At 36.5% G+C, this 18,210-nt stretch carries 17 protein-coding genes; all 17 read left to right on the forward strand.

Annotated features, from left to right (window positions below; translation table 11 throughout):
* The first annotated feature begins 67 nt into the window (after positions 1-67).
* The 17 genes from rimP to H3U49_RS01365 all read left to right on the forward strand — a co-directional run bounded on the left by rimP (position 68) and on the right by H3U49_RS01365 (position 18,208).
* The gene (rimP, locus tag H3U49_RS01285) at positions 68-541 is read left to right on the forward strand and encodes a ribosome maturation factor RimP (protein ID WP_198179058.1); all 474 of its coding nucleotides are present in this window, start codon (positions 68-70) and stop codon (positions 539-541) included.
* An 18-nt stretch (positions 542-559) separates the two neighbouring features.
* Positions 560-1,819 carry a transcription termination factor NusA gene (nusA, locus tag H3U49_RS01290; protein ID WP_198179060.1) on the forward strand — a complete coding sequence of 420 codons (1,260 nt, stop codon included), beginning with the start codon at positions 560-562 and terminating at the stop codon, positions 1,817-1,819.
* A gap of 17 nt (positions 1,820-1,836) precedes the next feature.
* The gene (gene rnpM / locus H3U49_RS01295; protein WP_141639320.1) at positions 1,837-2,133 is read left to right on the forward strand and encodes an RNase P modulator RnpM; all 297 of its coding nucleotides are present in this window, start codon (positions 1,837-1,839) and stop codon (positions 2,131-2,133) included.
* A gap of 2 nt (positions 2,134-2,135) precedes the next feature.
* The gene (locus H3U49_RS01300) at positions 2,136-2,447 is read left to right on the forward strand and encodes a ribosomal L7Ae/L30e/S12e/Gadd45 family protein (protein WP_198179062.1); all 312 of its coding nucleotides are present in this window, start codon (positions 2,136-2,138) and stop codon (positions 2,445-2,447) included.
* Positions 2,448-2,451: 4 nt separating this feature from the next.
* Positions 2,452-5,091: a translation initiation factor IF-2 gene (gene infB, locus H3U49_RS01305; protein ID WP_198179064.1), complete on the forward strand. Its 2,640-nt coding sequence runs from the start codon at positions 2,452-2,454 to the stop codon at positions 5,089-5,091.
* 18 nt (positions 5,092-5,109) lie between these two features.
* Positions 5,110-5,472 carry a ribosome-binding factor A gene (locus tag H3U49_RS01310; RefSeq protein WP_034979538.1) on the forward strand — a complete coding sequence of 121 codons (363 nt, stop codon included), beginning with the start codon at positions 5,110-5,112 and terminating at the stop codon, positions 5,470-5,472.
* Positions 5,473-5,517: 45 nt separating this feature from the next.
* A complete protein-coding gene (truB, locus tag H3U49_RS01315; protein WP_198179066.1) occupies positions 5,518-6,411 on the forward strand; it encodes a tRNA pseudouridine(55) synthase TruB in 894 nt (297 codons plus the stop codon).
* 18 nt (positions 6,412-6,429) lie between these two features.
* Positions 6,430-7,362, forward strand: coding sequence for a riboflavin biosynthesis protein RibF (ribF, locus tag H3U49_RS01320; RefSeq protein ID WP_198179068.1), 933 nt, complete (start codon positions 6,430-6,432; stop codon positions 7,360-7,362).
* A 133-nt stretch (positions 7,363-7,495) separates the two neighbouring features.
* Positions 7,496-8,545: a heat-inducible transcriptional repressor HrcA gene (hrcA, locus tag H3U49_RS01325; protein WP_198179070.1), complete on the forward strand. Its 1,050-nt coding sequence runs from the start codon at positions 7,496-7,498 to the stop codon at positions 8,543-8,545.
* A 12-nt stretch (positions 8,546-8,557) separates the two neighbouring features.
* Positions 8,558-9,145, forward strand: a complete 588-nt coding sequence (gene grpE, locus H3U49_RS01330) for a nucleotide exchange factor GrpE (RefSeq protein WP_198179072.1) — start codon at positions 8,558-8,560, stop codon at positions 9,143-9,145.
* An 18-nt stretch (positions 9,146-9,163) separates the two neighbouring features.
* Complete coding sequence (gene dnaK / locus H3U49_RS01335; RefSeq protein WP_198179074.1) at positions 9,164-11,026, forward strand: molecular chaperone DnaK; 1,863 nt, start codon at positions 9,164-9,166, stop codon at positions 11,024-11,026.
* Positions 11,027-11,104: 78 nt separating this feature from the next.
* Positions 11,105-12,247: a molecular chaperone DnaJ gene (gene dnaJ / locus H3U49_RS01340; RefSeq protein ID WP_198179075.1), complete on the forward strand. Its 1,143-nt coding sequence runs from the start codon at positions 11,105-11,107 to the stop codon at positions 12,245-12,247.
* Between the two features lie 50 nt (positions 12,248-12,297).
* Positions 12,298-12,462, forward strand: coding sequence for a hypothetical protein (locus H3U49_RS01345; protein WP_198179077.1), 165 nt, complete (start codon positions 12,298-12,300; stop codon positions 12,460-12,462).
* Between the two features lie 154 nt (positions 12,463-12,616).
* A complete protein-coding gene (lepA, locus tag H3U49_RS01350) occupies positions 12,617-14,455 on the forward strand; it encodes a translation elongation factor 4 (RefSeq protein ID WP_198179079.1) in 1,839 nt (612 codons plus the stop codon).
* Between the two features lie 34 nt (positions 14,456-14,489).
* Positions 14,490-16,766, forward strand: coding sequence for a single-stranded-DNA-specific exonuclease RecJ (gene recJ / locus H3U49_RS01355; RefSeq protein ID WP_198179570.1), 2,277 nt, complete (start codon positions 14,490-14,492; stop codon positions 16,764-16,766).
* A gap of 99 nt (positions 16,767-16,865) precedes the next feature.
* Entirely contained in the window at positions 16,866-17,393 is a 528-nt protein-coding gene (locus tag H3U49_RS01360; RefSeq protein WP_198179081.1) for an adenine phosphoribosyltransferase, read from the forward strand.
* Between the two features lie 296 nt (positions 17,394-17,689).
* Positions 17,690-18,208, forward strand: coding sequence for a GNAT family N-acetyltransferase (locus H3U49_RS01365; RefSeq protein WP_198179083.1), 519 nt, complete (start codon positions 17,690-17,692; stop codon positions 18,206-18,208).
* Positions 18,209-18,210 lie beyond the last annotated feature (2 nt).

Below are 18,210 nucleotides of genomic sequence, written 5' to 3' on the forward strand. Positions count from 1 at the left end.
AAGAAGTTCGAATAAATGATTCGGAGTGAGCAGCTTTGCTCACTCTTTTTATTACGGAGGAAAGTACTTGGCGAAAGTTAAAGATTCTGTTCTTAAAGAAATTAAACCGATTATTGCAGAACGCAATGATGAGTTTGTTGATATAGAATACGTTAAAGAGAAGGGTCAAAACTATTTAAGAATATATGTTGATCGAGAAAATGGTATTGATATGGATGAAATTGCAGGGTTAAGTGAATTATTATCTGCAAAGCTTGATCAGATACAACCCGATCCGTTCCCTGATCCTTATGTTTTGGAGGTTTCTTCTCCTGGTATCGAGAGGCCAATCAAAAATGAGACTGATTGGCAAAAAGCTTTAAATGAATATGTGCATGTAAAGTTATACCAGAAAGTTGAAGGTGGCAAAGAATATGAGGGGACTTTAAAATCTTATAATGATAGCGAAATCGAACTTGAAATAAAGGTAAAAACTAAAAAGAAAGTTTTATCACTTCCCCGTAAAACAATTGCAAGCATTCGTTTCGCAATTGAGTTTTAGAAAGGTTGATTAAAATTTATGTCTAAGGAAATGCTTGAAGCCTTCGCTACTCTAGAAAAAACAAAGGGTATAAAACAAGATGTAATTGTTGAAGCGATCAAAGCAGCACTGGTTGCTGCATATAAGAAAAATTATAATCAGGCAACAAATGTCATAGTTGAATTTGATGAACGTAAAGGCGACTTTAAGCTGATGACTGAAAAGACTGTCGTTGAAGAAGTTCATGATGAAAGGTTGGAAATCAGTTTAAAGGATGCTTTAACAATTAATCGGGCATATGAACTTGGTGATAAAATTCGTTTCGAAGTTGCACCTAAAAATTTCGGTAGAATTGCGGCACAAACGGCTAAACAAGTTATTATGCAACATTTGCGTGAGGCAGAGAGAAATCATATTATTGATGAGTATTCTCAGTACGAAGATGAATTAATAACAGGCACTGTTGAAAGACGTGATAATCGTTTCGTTTATGTTAAAATTGGTAATGTTGAAGCAGTTATGCCGCGTAACGATCAGATGCCAGGTGAAAGCTATAATCCACAGGATCAAATTCGAGTTTTGGTTACTCATGTTGGTTCAGATTCAAAGGGTGCACAGATTACGGTTTCACGAACTGCCCCTGATATGGTAAAAAGGCTCTTTGAACAGGAAGTACCTGAAATTTATGATGGAACTGTTGAAGTGGTCTCAATTGCTCGTGAAGCAGGAGACAGGACCAAGATTGCTGTAAAATCTAACGATCCTAATATTGATCCAGTAGGTACATGCGTTGGTCAAAGAGGAGCCAGAGTACAAAATGTAGTTAATGAACTTGACGGTGAAAATATTGATGTAGTTAAATACGAAGAAGATCCATCAGACTACATTGCTAATGCTTTGAATCCTGCTGAAGTAATTGCCGTGCAATTTGGAGATGAAGACAATGAAAAAAGTGCTTTAGTAATTGTTCCTGATTACCAGCTGTCACTTGCAATTGGTAAAAAAGGACAGAATGTACGTTTAGCTGCCAGATTGACTGGCTATAAGATAGATATTAGACCGGAATCTGAAGTGGAATTTGTCGATGAAAGCAGTGATCAAGCTGAAAGAGAAAATGAACAAGCTGAAGCTGATGATTCAGTTGAAGATAGTTCAGATTCTGCTGCAAAAATAAATAGTGACTTTGTTGAGGACGATGAATCAGATGCAGAGTCAACAAATTCTGAAGAAACCGAATCTGAAGATGAGCTACAAGATAAAGTTACTGATGGTGAAACAGTAGATTCTACTGAAAATTAAAGCAAGAGGTGAAACTTTTGAAAAAAAGAAAGATTCCAATGCGAAAAGACTTGTTAACTAATACTATGCAGCCTAAAAAAGAATTGGTGCGTATTGTAGTTGACAAAGAAAAGAATATCTCAGTAGATCCTACTGGTAAAAAACCTGGTAGAGGAGCGTATGTTTCGCTTGATCCTAGTCAGATCAAAAATGCTCAAGAGAAAGGTTTAATTGAGCGCAGTTTAGGAACAAAAGTGCCTAAAGAGTTTTACCAGGAACTTTACTCATATGTTGACCATCAAAAGGCGAGAAAAGAATTGTTTGGTGATAAATAGATTTGCAAAATAGACAAAAAGCATTGAACTTGTTGGGACTATGTCAAAAAGCTGGAAAATTAGTTTCAGGATCCGAAATTGTTACTGTGGGCACAAAAGCCAAAAAGGTCAAACTAATTATTTTAGCTCAAGATAGTCATGCAGATACCACTGCAAAAATATCTAAAGTTGGGAAACAAAATGACGTTTTTATTATTAACGAGTTTAATAGTAATGAAATTTCCCAAGCGATAGGAAAAAAGCGAAAGGTTTTAGGAATTACTGATACTGGTTTCTGCAAAGCATTGTTACAAAAAATAGATGAAGGAGTGTGATTTGATGGCTAAAACAAGAATTTATGAATTGGCAAAAGAATTAGGCATCGATAATAAAATTGTGGTCAATAAGGCTAAGGACCTGGGCCTTGATGTTAAAAATCATATGTCATCACTTGAAGATTCACAAGTAAATCAATTAAAAGATAGTTTTCGTAGCTCCGCTCCCGCGCAAAAGCAAGAGAAACCTGCGAAAAAGAGCAGTAAAATCAAAATTTCCGTTACCTCAATTCGCAAAAATGAAAAAAAGCATGAGGAAAATAAGGGTAACAAGAACAACAAAAGAACCAACAATTTTCACAGATCTAACAATAGATCAAGACAGGCTCAAGATCGTAATAAACAAGGTACTAACCCAAGTCAAAAGGCTTCAAAGCCGGTAGCACAGGATTTATTAAAACAGTTGAAACAAAAACAACGTGTGGACGAAAAGAAATTAAACCGTCAAAGTGAAAAAGTACAGAAGTCATATAATGAAGACCAAACTAAGGCTAAAAAATCTTCTGGTGAAGATAACAAAGTTGTTTCTAAATCAGAAAACAAAGTTATCAAAACAGAGTCTACTGCACCTAAAGTAACTGGTCCAAAAATAATTAAGCCTTCACCTGCCAGAATGAAGAATAAACAAAAGGCAAGTCCAGTTAATAAGCCTAAAGCCTTAGATACAAATAGTGCACCTGAACCAGCAAAAGAAGAAAAGCGTCGTGGTAATGGTCACGGCCGTAATTCAGGTAAACCTGGCAGAAAAGGTAAAAATCAAACTTTTGGTGCCAATAATTATTCTAAGCATCAAGAAAAACGCAAACGCAAGAATAAGAAAAAGCAATTTGAACAGGTACCAAAGAAACAGCCAACTCAGAGAAAAGAACGTCCGTTACCAGAAACACTGGTGTACGAAGTTGGTATGAATGCTCAAGATTTGGGTAAATTGTTGCACCGTGAACCAGCTGAAATAGTTAAAAAACTATTTATGTTAGGTGTGATGACTAATCAAAATCAGTCACTTGATAAAGATGCAATAGAATTAGTAGCTGCTGAATATAATATCAATGCCAAAGAAAAAGTTCATGAAGATATATCTGACATTGATACTCTTTATGATAAGAGAATGGCTGCTTCTAAGGAATCTAAGCATCAGACCAAGCGTCCGCCTGTAGTTACGATTATGGGACATGTTGATCATGGTAAGACTACTTTACTTGATCGTTTGCGTCATACTCACGTGTCTGCTCATGAAGCTGGTGGCATTACGCAGAAAATCGGTGCCTATCAGGTAAGAGTTGATAATAAGCCAATCACATTTTTAGATACGCCTGGACATGCAGCATTTTCTAATATGCGTGAACGTGGTGCTGAAATCACCGACATTGTTGTACTGGTTGTAGCTGCAGACGATGGAGTTATGCCACAAACTGTTGAAGCTATTGACCATGCTAAAAGTGCTAAGGTTCCAATTATTGTTGCAATTAACAAGATGGATGTACCAGGTGCAAATCCTGAACATGTTACTGAACAGTTAATGAAATACAATTTGATTCCGGAGAATTATGGTGGTGACACTATTTTTGTAAACATTTCTGCCAAAACTGGTGAAAATGTTGATGAACTTTTACAAATGATTCTCTTACAGGCAGATGTCATGGAATTGCAGGCAGATCCTACGCAAAAGGCTATCGGCACCGTTATTGAAGCTCGGCTTTCCCGTGGACGTGGACCAGTTGCTGACCTTCTAGTTCAACAAGGTACATTAAAAGTTGGTGATCCAATTGTTGTTGGAAATCGCTTTGGTAGGGTTCGTGTTATGACGAATGACCGCGGTCGTCAGGTAGAAAAAGCGACTCCATCTATGCCAGTTGAAATTACTGGACTAAATGATGTGCCTGAATCAGCCGATAAGATAGTTGTCTTTGATGATGAAAAGACAGCAAGAAGCGTTGGTGAGCAAAGAGCACAGCAAGCTTTACAACAGTCTCGTGAAAATGTCCAACATGTTACTCTTGATAACTTATTTGACACGATGAAGAAAGAAAACATGAAAGAAGTAGACGTTGTCTTAAAAGCAGATGTACAAGGTTCAGTAGAAGCTTTACAACAATCGCTTGAAAAGATAGAAGTTGAAGGTGTTCGTGTTAATATTATTCATGCGGGTGTAGGTGCAGTAAATGAATCGGATGTTACATTAGCAGGAGCTTCGAATGCCTTTATTATTGGCTTTAATGTTCGTCCAACCGCTACTGCTAAATCTCAAGCTGAAGCAGATGGAGTAGATATCCGACTGTATAGTATAATTTATAAGGCAATTGATGATGTTAAAGCTGCCATGAAGGGTATGCTTGAACCAACTTATGAAGATAAGGTTGTCGGTAATCTGACTGTACGTGAAACTTGGAAAGTTTCTAAAGTTGGGACGATTGCTGGTGCATTTGTTGATTCCGGATATGTTTCAAAAGATTCTGAAATCAATTTGATTCGTGATGGAGTTGTTATTTATACTGGAAAAGTTGCGTCACTCAAACGGTTCAAAGATGATGCCAAGATTGTTAAGCAAGGATTCGATTGTGGTTTAACTATTGAGGGCTATAATGATATTAAGATTGGTGACGAAATGGAAGCCGTCGAAAAACAGGAAGTTAAGCCTGAATAAGTTAACTGGGAGGAAAGTATGAAACACAGAATAGGTCGTGTTGAAGGAGAAATCCTCCGTGAATTGACGAAAATTTTACGCAAAAATATTCGTGACCCACGAGTTAATGATGTTACAATTACAGCGGTTGAATGTACAAATGATCTCTCTTATGCTACTGTATACTACAGTATTCTTTCTGAAGATTCTAAAAAAGAAGAAGAAGCGGCTGCTGGTTTAAATAAGGCTAAGGGAATGATGAGGCATTTGTTAGGGCAAGTCCTAACTGTTTATAAAGTTCCCGAATTAATTTTTAAACGAGATAATTCAGTTAAATATGGAAGTAAAATTGATCAGTTAATCGCTGAAGTAAAAAAGCAGGATGCAAATCGCAATAATTAAGAAAAGCGCTGTGAAGCGCTTTTTTCATGGTTAAGGTATTAAAAAATGTTAAATGGTATTTTAGTGATAGATAAGGATAAGGGTATGACAAGTGCCGACGTAGTCTATCATTTACGCAAAGTGTTGCATATTAAAAAAATGGGTCATGCTGGTACCCTGGATCCTGATGTTACGGGAGTGCTACCAATTGCAATCGGTCAGGCCACAAAATTGATTGAACTGATGCATGAGGAAAACAAAAAATACATAGGTCAAGGAATTTTAGGCTTTGCCACCGATAGTTACGATATTAGTGGCAAAAAAACAGATTTTAAAAAAATTTCTACCGAAGTTAAAGCAAATCAAATTCAAAAAGCTATGCAAGAGTTTGTGGGCAAGATAGAGCAGGTACCACCTGTTTATTCGGCCGTCCGAGTAAATGGCAAGCACTTGTATGAATATGCAAGAGCAGGTATTAAAGTTGAAAGGCCTAAAAGGCAGGTTGAAATTTTTTCTTATGATCTTACAAATGAACCTGTTTTTGATAAAGAAAATGGTCAAGAGGTTTTTGATTTTGAAATTGAATGCAGCAAAGGGACCTATGTTCGTTCTTTAATAAATGATTTGGGAACAAAACTTGGTGTGCCAGCAGTAATGAAAAATTTGCGTCGCACTTCTAGTTCTGGCTTTGATATAGATCAAGCTGTTAAATTGACTGAAATTACCAAAAATCCTAATTTGGTAACTGCATTGCTTCAACCAATCGATTCTTTCTTTACTAGTTATGTCCATGAGGATATTGATACAGATCTGTGGGTCAAAGTTAAAAATGGTGCAACGATTTCTTTGAAAACGAATGCAAAAAAGGTGGCATTACGGTACAATAATAGCGTTAAGGCAATTTATCAGAAAGATGGTACCATGTATCGCCCTTATTTAATGCTTTTACAAAATGAATAAGTGAATGAAGGTCTTATTGTGGAAATTATCCATTTAACTTACCCGTTTAAGGAAAATATTATTCCTCAAAAAATAATTCTTGTTTTAGGGTTTTTTGATGGCGTTCATCGTGGTCATCAAGAATTAATCAAAATCGCAAAAGAAAAAGCAATTCAAAAGAATTTACCATTAGTAGTAATGACATTTGATCGGCATCCTAAAGAAATTTATCAAAATAAAGAAGTTAGTTATATTGATACACTAGCTGAAAAAGCTTATAAAATGCAGAAACTAAAAGTTGATTTTTTGCTCGTGATGCATTTCAATGATGCATTTAGCAAACTGACTGCACAGGAATTTGTTGATAAGATTATTGTCAAATTAAATGCCGATACAGTTGTAGCTGGTTTTGACTATACTTATGGTCCCAAGCAGATTGCCAATATGAAAAACTTCCCTAAATTTGCCAAAGGAAGATTCAATATTATTGATGTTCCAAAGCAGTCGTATGATGGCCAAAAAATCGGCTCTACCGAAATTAAAAGGGCCATCACCAGTGGGGATATGGAATTGGCTGCAAAGTTATTAGGATTTCCGTATGTTATGTCGGGCTATGTGGGTCACGGTTTACGTAATGGTCATAAGCTTGGTTTTCCCACTGCGAATCTCGTTTGGCCTAAGGACAAAGTTGTTCCTAAAATTGGAGTATACGCTACTAAGACCAAGATTAAAGGTAAGTGGTATGACTCTATGACAAGTGTGGGCTATAACGTCACGATTAATGAAGGTAAAAAACTTTATATTGAATCAAATTTATTTGGATTCGATCAAGAAGCCTATGATGAAGAAATAATAATTAAATGGTATAAGTATACCCGTGGTGAAATTAAATTTGATAACCTGAAGGATCTAAAAAAACAAATGAGCGCTGACGAGTCAGAAATTAAGACTTATTTTGCAAATATTGATTAGTATAATTGATTTTAAAGAGATGAATGTTTTTTGTAAAAAAGTTAGCACTCAACTTGACATTCTGCTAAAAGCTAGTATCATATTAATTGTTAGCACCTAATAGGATTGAGTGCTAAAAGTGAGGGCGATATTTATGTTGACCGAACGTCAAGAATTAATTTTAAAAACTATTATCAATGATTTTACGCAGACACATGATCCTGTTGGCTCTAAGACAGTCATGAATCAGTTGCCTATCAAAGTTTCAAGCGCAACTATTCGTAATGAAATGGCGATTTTAGAAGATAAAGGTTTGATTGAAAAAACTCATTTGTCAAGTGGTCGTGTACCTTCAACTGAAGGGTACCGTTACTATCTTGACAATTTAGTTGAGCCTTTACAAATTTCATCTTCTGTTTACAAGAAAATCATTAATCAGCTTGATCAGCCGTTTCATCAAGTAAATGACATCGTACAAGAAGCGGTTAAAATTTTGTCTGACTTAACAAATTACACTGCATTTGCGGAAGGACCTGAAAATAGTGATTTAACTATTACAGGTTTTCGGATTGTGCCTTTATTTAGCAGACAAATTATGGCTATTCTAGGTACTAGTGATGGTGATGTTCATGACCAGGTTTATAGCTTACCAAACAATATTCATGGTGATGACATTGAGCGTGCCGTACGTATGATTAACGATGAACTGGTTGGAAAAACCTTAGATCAAGTTACACCAGGTTTTCTCAAGAAGACCTTAGGAAAAAAACTAAAAGCTGCTCATGTTTCTGAATTAATAGATTTAGTTGAAGATGTGATTAGTGATGCTGCCAGCGAGCAAATGTATGTCGATGGTCAGATTAATTTACTCAATAATATTTCTTTAAGCGATGTTTCTAATTTGCGTTCATTATATGAAATGATTGAGCATAATGATTTGATATCCAGTCTTTTGGATCGCGAGCAAAATTCTAAAAGTGACCGTTATCCTGTTCGGGTTAGCTTAGGATCTGAATTGTCCAATGATCTGTTAAAGGATTATAGTCTGCTTACGGCAGAGTACAGTGTTGGTACCCATGGGAAAGGTATAATTGCTCTACTTGGCCCTGATAATATGCCGTATTCTCAAGTTATAGGATTACTTGAATATTTTAGAAACGAGCTATCTAAAAAGCTGCTTGATTATTATGGTAGATTCAAATAAAGGAGGTTAGCCGTGAGTAAAGAAGAAAATAATAGTAAAAACTCAAAAAAAGAGCAAAAGGAAGCGGCTGCATCAAAAGAAACTAAAAAGGATTCTCAAACTAAGGCTAACGAAAAAAAGAAACCTGAATCTTTAGAAAGTAAATTACAGCATAATTTGACTCAGTTGCAAAAAGAAAAAGACGATTTGGAAGATAAGTACTTGCGCAGTCAAGCAGAAATGCAAAATATGCAAAATCGTTATAATAATGAAAGAGCGCAGCTTATTAAATATGAATCACAATCCTTAGCCAAAGATGTTTTACCAGCGATGGATAATTTAGAAAGAGCTTTGGCAACAAAGGTTGATGATGAAGCTTCAAAGCAGCTTAAAAAGGGAGTGCAAATGACACTTGATTCTCTGGTTAAAGCCATGAAAGATCACGGAATTAGTGAAATCACTGCTGAAGGTGTGAAGTTTGATCCCAATTTGCACCAAGCTGTCCAGACAGTTGAAGCTGAAAATGAGGATCAAAAAGATCATGTTGTGCGTGTTTTGCAAAAAGGATACTTATACAAAGATCGTACTTTAAGACCAGCAATGGTTGTTGTAGCACAATAATTGAAAGGAAGCATATCAATGTCAAAAGTTATCGGAATTGACCTCGGAACTACCAACTCAGCGGTTGCTGTTCTTGAGGGTAAGGAACCAAAAATTATTACTAACCCTGAAGGAAATCGGACAACTCCTTCAGTAGTAGCTTTCAAGGATGGAGAAATTCAAGTCGGTGAAGTTGCTAAGAGACAAGCTATTACTAACCCAAATACTATTTCTTCAATTAAGCGTCACATGGGTGAAGCTGATTATAAGGTCAAGATTGGTGATAAAGCATACACACCGCAAGAAATTTCTGCTATGATTTTGCAATATATCAAGAAATTCTCTGAAGATTATCTTGGTGAGAAGGTTACCGAAGCAGTTATTACCGTTCCGGCATACTTTAATGATGCTCAACGTCAAGCTACTAAGGATGCCGGTAAAATTGCGGGCTTAGACGTTAAGAGAATAATTAACGAACCTACTGCATCTTCACTTGCGTATGGCCTTGACAAAGATGCTGAAGACGAAAAAGTTTTAGTTTACGACCTTGGTGGTGGTACTTTTGATGTTTCCGTTTTGCAATTAGGTGACGGAGTCTTCCAAGTACTTTCAACTAATGGTGATACTCACCTTGGTGGTGATGACTTCGATAACAAGATTATTGATTGGTTGATTAAGAACTTTAAAGATGAAAATGGTGTTGACCTTTCTAAAGATAAAATGGCTTTGCAAAGGTTAAAGGATGCTGCTGAAAAGGCTAAGAAAGATCTTTCTGGTGTGTCTTCAACTCACATTTCATTACCATTTATCTCGGCTGGTGAATCTGGTCCATTACATTTGGAAGCTGATTTAACTAGAGCAAAATTTGACGAATTGACTGCTGATTTAGTTGAAAAGACTAAAATTCCATTTGATAATGCTTTGAAAGATGCTGAATTAACAGTTAATGATATTGACAAGGTTATTTTAAACGGTGGTTCAACTCGTATTCCTGCTGTTCAAGATGCAGTTAAGAAGTGGGCAGGAAAAGAGCCTGATCACTCAATTAATCCTGACGAAGCTGTTGCGTTAGGTGCCGCAATTCAAGGTGGTGTCATTTCTGGTGACGTTAAGGACGTTGTTTTACTCGATGTTACTCCACTTTCGCTAGGTATTGAAACCATGGGTGGCGTATTCACCAAGTTAATTGAAAAGAATACGACAATTCCAACTTCAAAGAGTCAAATCTTTTCTACTGCTGCCGACAATCAACCTGCTGTTGATGTCCACGTCTTGCAGGGTGAACGCCCAATGGCTGCCGATGATAAGACATTAGGTCGCTTCGAATTAACTGATATTCCTGCAGCTCCTCGTGGTGTGCCACAAATTCAAGTCACTTTTGATATTGACAAAAACGGCATCGTTAATGTTTCTGCTAAGGATATGGGAACTGGTAAAGAACAAAAGATTACCATTAAGAGTTCATCCGGTTTATCCGATGAAGAAATTAAGAAGATGCAAAAAGAAGCTGAAGAACATGCTGAAGAGGATAAGAAGAAGAAAGAAGAAGTTGACCTTCGTAATGAAGTCGATCAATTAATCTTCTCAACAGAAAAGACTTTGAAGGATGTCAAAGGCAAGGTATCAGAAGATGATACTAAGAAAGTTCAAGATGCACTCGATGCTCTGAAGAAGGCTCAAAAGGACAACAACTTGGATGAGATGAAGACCAAGAAGGATGAATTGTCTAAAGTTGCCCAAGACTTAGCAGTCAAATTGTACCAAGCTAATGGCGGGGCTCAAGGTGCACAAGGACAAGCTGGACCTCAGGCAGGACCACAAAATCCTGGTTCCCAAGATGGTAATTCAGGCAGTGGTTCCGCAGGTGAAGGCGAGTTTCATAAGGTAGACCCAGATAAGTAAAGGGTTTATAATTGAATAAATTAGAAAAGAACTGCCAAATAGTAGTTCTTTTCTTTTGTAAAGTTAAGGAGCTTATAGATGGCACAAGAAGATTACTATAGCGTTCTTGGTGTTGATCGCAATGCCAGTGATAAGGAAATTACCTCTGCTTATCGTAAACTTGCCAAAAAATACCACCCTGATTTAAACCATGAACCCGGTGCTGAGGAAAAGTATAAGAAGGTTAATGAAGCTTACGAAGTTTTGCATGACAAGCAAAAGAAAGCACAATATGACCAGTTTGGATCCGCCGGAGTTAATGGTCAAGGTGGCTTTGGCGGTGCAGGTCAAGGATATAGTGATTTTGGTGGCTTTGGTGATTTTGGCGATATTTTCAATGACTTCTTTGGTGGAGATACTGGTGGTAGTCAGCGTCGCGCCAACCCAACTGCGCCAACTCGTGGTGAAGACTTAGACTATACTTTGTCCATTGATTTTATGGATGCTATTACTGGTAAAAAGACTCAAGTTTCATACACACGCAGTGAAACCTGTCCTACATGTAAAGGTAATGGTGCTGAAAAAGGAACGCACCCGCTAACCTGTGATAAATGTCATGGTACTGGTTATATGACTATCACCCAAAAATCTTTGTTGGGAGTTATTCGTCGTCAGACAGTTTGCGACAAATGTCATGGTAAGGGAGTAATCATCGAGCATCCTTGCCAGACATGTCATGGTAAAGGCGTAATTGATAATAAAAATACCATTGAAGTTAATATTCCCGCCGGAATTGATAATGGTCAACAATTACGTTATGAAGGCCAGGGAGAAGCAGGTAAAAATGGTGGCCCTTATGGTGACCTTTATATCAGTTATCGCATCAAACCATCAAAAGATTTCGAGCGTAAAGGAACTACTATTTATACTACTGTTCCAATATCGTTTGCGCAGGCAACTTTAGGCGATGAAATTAATGTTAAAACTGTGCATGGAGAAAAGAAGTTGAAAATTCCTGCTGGTACACAACCTAACAAAGAATTTACCATACACGGTGAAGGTGTGCCGTATTTGCGTGGCAACGGTAATGGCGATCAAATTACCACTGTTCAAGTACAGATTCCAAAATCAATTAATGAAAAACAGAAACAGGCCCTGGTTGATTTCGTTAAAGCCGGTGGTGGTTCAATAACACCACAAGAAAAGGGATTCTTTGAGAGATTAAAGGAAAAGTTGCAATAAAAATATGCTATTATTACTTTAAATGATGGTCTTCAAAGTGGAGAATTATGATGTTGAGTTGCCCAAAAGGTTATAAATACTGGTGTCAAAATGATACTGGTTTGTCAATTAAATCCAGTGCTCCTTGCTGGGCAAAAAAAGAATTCAAAGATTATATGAGACTTTTTAAAGAAAATGGCAAGCTAGATAAAAATGGCATCGCAAGATATTATTAGTATTATTTGAAAGTTTAACTAAAGGACTAATTCTTCAAAATTAGAGGGATTAGTCCTTTAAGTTTGATAAGTAATTTCTTTACCCTAATTAATTTTATAGGTGCTTACGAATTTGTTATAATAATAAAGATAGAGTAAAGGGTGCAAATTATATATGGACATAACAAAATTACAAGATTATCAGAAGCGTATTCGCAATTTTTCTATTGTAGCTCATATTGATCATGGTAAATCGACGATTGCCGATCGAATTTTAGAGTTGACTGATACGGTATCTGAACGCCAATTAAAAAATCAGATGTTAGACGATATGCCGCTGGAACGCCAACGCGGCATCACCATCAAGATGAACTCAGTAGAAATTAAATATCATGCGCAAGATGGCGAAGACTACATTTTTCATCTAATTGATACACCAGGACACGTAGATTTTTCTTATGAGGTTTCCCGTTCCTTAGCGGCTTGTGAAGGTGCACTGTTAGTTGTAGATGCTTCACAGGGTGTACAAGCACAAACTTTGGCCAATACCTATTTAGCAATTGATGATGACTTGGAAATTCTGCCTGTTATAAATAAAATTGATCTGCCTTCAGCTAATCCGGAGCAGGCTAAAGAGGAAATCACAGAAATGTTGGGGTTAGATGCTTCCGACGCTGTTGAAGTTTCCGGTAAAACTGGGCAGGGAATTAAGGAGTTGCTTGAACGCATAGTTAAAGATATACCAGCTCCTAATGGAGATCTCCAAGCACCGTTAAAAGCGTTGATTTTTGATTCAAAATATGATGACTATCGCGGTGTTGTTTTATCTGTGCGGATTGAAGAAGGTACGGTTAAACCCGGCGATAAAATAAAAATCATGAATACCGGTAAGGAATATGAAGTTACTGAAGTTGGGGTTTCCAGTCCACACCCGGTTAAAAAAGATATTCTAATTGCTGGGGATGTTGGTTATTTAACTGCTAACATTAAGTCTGTTCGTGAAACTCGTGTTGGTGATACTATTACTTCGGCTGAGCACCCAACTGCTGAAGCACTTCCCGGTTATCGTCAGATACCACCGATGGTTTATTCAGGTATGTATCCCGTTGATAATTCTAAATACGATGATCTTAAAGAAGCTTTGCAAAAACTGCAGCTAAATGATGCTGCTCTAGAGTTTGAACCCGAAACTTCGACCGCTCTTGGGTTTGGATTTCGTTGCGGTTTTTTAGGCTTGCTTCATATGGATGTGGTCCAAGAAAGACTAGAACAGGAATTTGACCTAGACTTAATCATGACTGCCCCTTCTGTTGATTATCATGCGATTATGAATGACGGTACGACCAAAGTAATTGATAATCCTTCTGATTTACCGTCTGCAGGTGAATATAAGGAAGTGCAGGAACCTTTTGTTAAAGCAGAAGTGATGGTCCCGAATGATTTTGTTGGTCCGGTGATGGAATTGTGTCAACGCAAACGGGGCGAGTTTGTGACTATGGACTATTTAGACAAATATCGAGTTAACGTGATTTACAATATGCCGCTAGCTGAAATTATTTATGATTTTTTTGATGATTTAAAATCTTCCACTAAAGGTTATGCCTCACTTGATTATGAAATAACGGGTTATCGGGCAACTGATTTAGTTAAAATTGATATCCTGTTGAATAAACAAGTGGTCGATGCTCTTAGTTTCATTGCTCACCGTGATGAAGCTCAAAATAGAGCAAGACAAATGACATCAATGCTCAAGAAATTAATTCCCCGGCAGAACTTCGAAGTTGATATTCAAGGGGCAATTGGAGCAAAAATTATTTCTCGTGCCACTGTTAAGCCTTACCGCAAGGATGTTACTTGGAAAATTCATACGGGAGATCCTGATAGAAGGGCAAAACTGCTTGAAAAGCAAAAGCGGGGTAAAAAACGGATGAAAGCAGTAGGTCATGTTGAAATTCCTCAAGATGCTTTTATGGCTGTTTTAAAAATGAATGATGATGACTTAAATTCAAAATAGAAAATAAATATAAAAAGGCTGAATTAAACGTATGATTGAATGGCGTGAGCGTAAAGGTGAAGAATTAGCTCCGGAATTGATTGAAAAGTATCAGCTTAGCCCTATTACGGCTAAGCTGCTTTCTTTGCGCGGAATAAATACTGCAGCAAAAATTGAATTTTGGTTTAATGCCACTGAAGATGATTTAGCAGATCCCTATTTAATGCACGATATGAAAAAAGCTGTTGACAGGATTAACCAGGCAATTGATGCGGGCGAAAAAATTACCATTTATGGTGATTACGATGCTGATGGCATTACTGCCACTACTATTATGGTGGAAACACTGGGCATTTTAGGTGCCGATGTTCATTTTTTCATTCCCGATCGTTTTAAAGATGGCTATGGACCAAATCTAGAGTCTTACGAGAAAATTGTAGCAGATGGGACTAAGCTGATTATTACTGTAGATAATGGTATTACTGGGGTTGACGAGGTAGCTTTTGCCCAAAGTAAAGGTGTAGATACAATAATTACAGATCACCATAAATTTCAAGAGCAAGTTCCTGAAAGCTATGCGTTAGTGCATTGCAACTACCCTGGCCAAAAATATCCGTTTGATGATTATTGTGGTGCTGGAGTGGCCTATACTATTTGCCGAGCTTTAATGCAGGATTCAATGCCAGAATTATTGGAACTGGCAATGATTGGCACAATTGGAGATATGGTCAAGGTGTCAGGAGAAGGTCATATTATTGTTAAACGCGGTTTAAAAATGCTTAATGAGACTGAGCGGCCGGGCTTAAGGGCTCTTATAAAAAATGCCGGTTTACAAATGGGGCACATTGATGAAACTGATGTTGGCTTTAATATTGCACCAAGATTAAATGCTGTGGGCAGACTTGCCAATGCAAGTTTAGACGTTGACTTACTATTATGTGAGACTGACGAGGAAGCTGAAAAAATAGCAGACAAGATTGAAGGTCTAAACGATGAACGTAAAAATTTAACTGCTGAAGTTTATCAATCTTGTATTAATCAAATTAAAAATAATGGTTGGCAAAGAGATAAAACTTTAGTTTTATATAATCCCAAGTTCAATGAAGGGGTTTTGGGCTTGGTTGCAAATAAATTAGTTGAGAAAACTCATAAGCCAACCATAGTCCTGACAAAGAATGAAGATGGAATTATCAAAGGTTCGGGGAGGTCTGTAGATGGTTTTAATCTTTTTAACGCCTTAGAGCCTTTAAAGGATAAACTTTTTCTGAAATTCGGTGGTCACGATTTTGCGTGTGGCTTGTCTATGACCGAAAGCAAAATTTCCTCTTTACGCAAATCATTTGAAGATAGTTTTACGGGTACTTTTAATCAAAATATTCGTTATTATGATTGTGAACTACCTTTTTCTCATCTTGATTTGCAAATTATAGCTGATATCAAACAGGTTGGTCCTTTTGGAACTGATAATGTCAAACCCATTTTTAGCATTACTCATCCGAAAATTAACAGCTGTTTTTACATGGGTAAAGATAAAAATCATATCAAATTAAGCATTAGTAAAGACCATAATAAGGTTGATGTTGTGGGATTTAACAAGAAGTTTCTTACAAAAATTCTTTTGCCATATATAGATCAGCTATTCCTAGAGCTACAGGAAAATTGTTTTCGTAAACAAATAAAATTGCAAGGCATTATAAAGGGGATCATTTTTGCTGCACCAAAATTAGCAGTTCCTGAGCCAGTGGTTGATCTGCGCAATGAAAAATATGTGATGGGTTTTGCAGACAGGTATTTGTTATTTGATAAAAGAAATAAAAACTCTGCTTCTAGTCTATTTGATATTGATCCTGCAAAAATTACATTGGTAAATGATTATGACAATGAAGGGGAAGTAGCAGTTTTTCTTGATGTACCTCACAATCAAAAAGAATTGGATTTTGCGTTGAACAATAGTTACGAACAACTTTATTTACACTTTCTGATGGATCAACTGCCAGTCCAACATTTGCCGCAAAAATCAGATTTTGAAATTTTGTTAAAATATATATACTCTCACCCCGGACTTACACTGCAGGACTATCGCAAAGTAGGTAATTTTATCAAAATAAGTTACGATAGCATTCTCTTTATTTTGCGAGTATTCTTTGAACTTCATTTTATTCAATTAGAAGAAAACAAAATATTTGGCGTCACTAATCCTGTTAAAAATAAATTATCAAATTCAAAATATTATCAAGCTGCTAAGTCTCAAATAGTTTTTGTAAATGAATTGCGGCAAATGCCAAGTCAAAAATTACTAATGTACGTGAATGGGCAATTAAAGCAACATTAATTTTTCTTGCTTTTAATGCTTTTAAGCCCAAAATTTGTTAGAATATAAAGGTCGAATAAGCTTTAGCAAGAAAGTTAAGTTTTGGAGGTTTTTCTTCTTATGGCAAACGATTTTGAGAAACATATTGCAAGTGTAAAGGATTTTCCGAACAAAGGAATAATCTTTCGCGATATTACACCTGTGCTACAAGATGGCAAATTGTTTCAGGCAGCTACGCACAAGTTAGCTGAATACGTTAAAAGTAAAAATGCCGATATAATTGTCGGCCCCGAAGCTCGTGGGTTTATAGTAGGTTGTCCTGTGGCAACAGAATTAGGTATTGGTTTTGTGCCAGCTAGAAAGCCACATAAATTGCCAAGGGAGGTCGAGCGTGCTTCATATGACCTAGAATATGGTTCGAATAGTTTGGAAATTCATAAGGATGCCATTAAACCCGGTCAGCGTGTTGTAGTTTGTGATGATTTACTTGCTACAGCAGGAACTTTAAGGGCGTGCAAGCAATTAATTGAAAATCTAGGTGGAAAATTAGTAGGTTCTTGTTTTTATATTGAACTACCAGATCTAAAGGGAAAAGAGAAATTACCAGGACTTGATGTCTATTCTTTAGTTAAATATCATGGTGCCTAATTTTTATTGATTAGATTTTTAAGCATCAAATTTTAAAAAAATAATAAATGTGCATGAAGTGCTCTTTAATAGTTAGATTTTTGTAATCTGCTGTTAAGAGCATTTTTTCATGATTAAATATGTTTCAGCTAATAAAAACAGCAAATGCTGTAAAGTAAAAAATCTTAAAATTTCATCTAAATAAAAGCGCTTTCTGAAATTTGAAAAAACTTTAATTTTTGAGTCCAAATTTTTTACAAGCTCAGGTCAGGTATATATAATGATACAGTATTTTAAAAAAAGGAGAATAGAATAATTTGCAATTAAGAAAAGCAACAATGGCCGATTTTGACCAAATTATCGCTATTTTAAAAGATGGAGCAAATCAGTTGGCCGAGCATGGTGTCAATCAATGGCAAGGAGACTATCCTTCTAAAGGTCAAATTAAAGAAGATATTGAAAATGGCTGGGCTTTTTTAGCTGTTTCCGAGGATAAAGAAACTGTTGGTGCAATTGCCATAGTGGATGGCCCTGACCATGTATATGATCATTTGGACGGCAAGTGGCTGTGTAATACAGACAAATATGTTGTTATTCATCGTGTAGCGATTCATTCTCAGCATTCTGGTAAAGGTTATGCTACCAAGCTTCTACAGGCTGTTATTAATGATATAAAAACTAACCGTGACGATATTGATTCAATTCGAATTGATACTCATGAAGATAATAAAGCAATGCAGCATTTGATTGCAAAAATGGGTTTTACAAAAGTTGGCCTTTTACATGGTGTTTATCGTCCAAATGAAACGTCATATGTATATGAATTAAAAAAATAAAG

Origin of the sequence: Lactobacillus sp. W8174, assembly GCF_016100975.1 — a bacterium.
GTDB classification, from domain to species: domain Bacteria; phylum Bacillota; class Bacilli; order Lactobacillales; family Lactobacillaceae; genus Lactobacillus; species Lactobacillus juensis.

What these genes read in the sequence shown, in the direction of transcription:
- nusA (WP_198179060.1), top strand. Translation starts at nt 560, where the DNA reads ATGTCTAAGGAAATGCTTGAAGCCTTCGCTACTCTAGAAAAAACAAAG.
- infB (WP_198179064.1), top strand. Translation starts at nt 2,452, where the DNA reads ATGGCTAAAACAAGAATTTATGAATTGGCAAAAGAATTAGGCATCGAT.
- H3U49_RS01310 (WP_034979538.1), top strand. Translation starts at nt 5,110, where the DNA reads ATGAAACACAGAATAGGTCGTGTTGAAGGAGAAATCCTCCGTGAATTG.
- truB (WP_198179066.1), top strand. Translation starts at nt 5,518, where the DNA reads ATGTTAAATGGTATTTTAGTGATAGATAAGGATAAGGGTATGACAAGT.
- hrcA (WP_198179070.1), top strand. Translation starts at nt 7,496, where the DNA reads ATGTTGACCGAACGTCAAGAATTAATTTTAAAAACTATTATCAATGAT.
- dnaK (WP_198179074.1), top strand. Translation starts at nt 9,164, where the DNA reads ATGTCAAAAGTTATCGGAATTGACCTCGGAACTACCAACTCAGCGGTT.
- dnaJ (WP_198179075.1), top strand. Translation starts at nt 11,105, where the DNA reads ATGGCACAAGAAGATTACTATAGCGTTCTTGGTGTTGATCGCAATGCC.
- H3U49_RS01345 (WP_198179077.1), top strand. Translation starts at nt 12,298, where the DNA reads ATGTTGAGTTGCCCAAAAGGTTATAAATACTGGTGTCAAAATGATACT.
- lepA (WP_198179079.1), top strand. Translation starts at nt 12,617, where the DNA reads ATGGACATAACAAAATTACAAGATTATCAGAAGCGTATTCGCAATTTT.
- H3U49_RS01360 (WP_198179081.1), top strand. Translation starts at nt 16,866, where the DNA reads ATGGCAAACGATTTTGAGAAACATATTGCAAGTGTAAAGGATTTTCCG.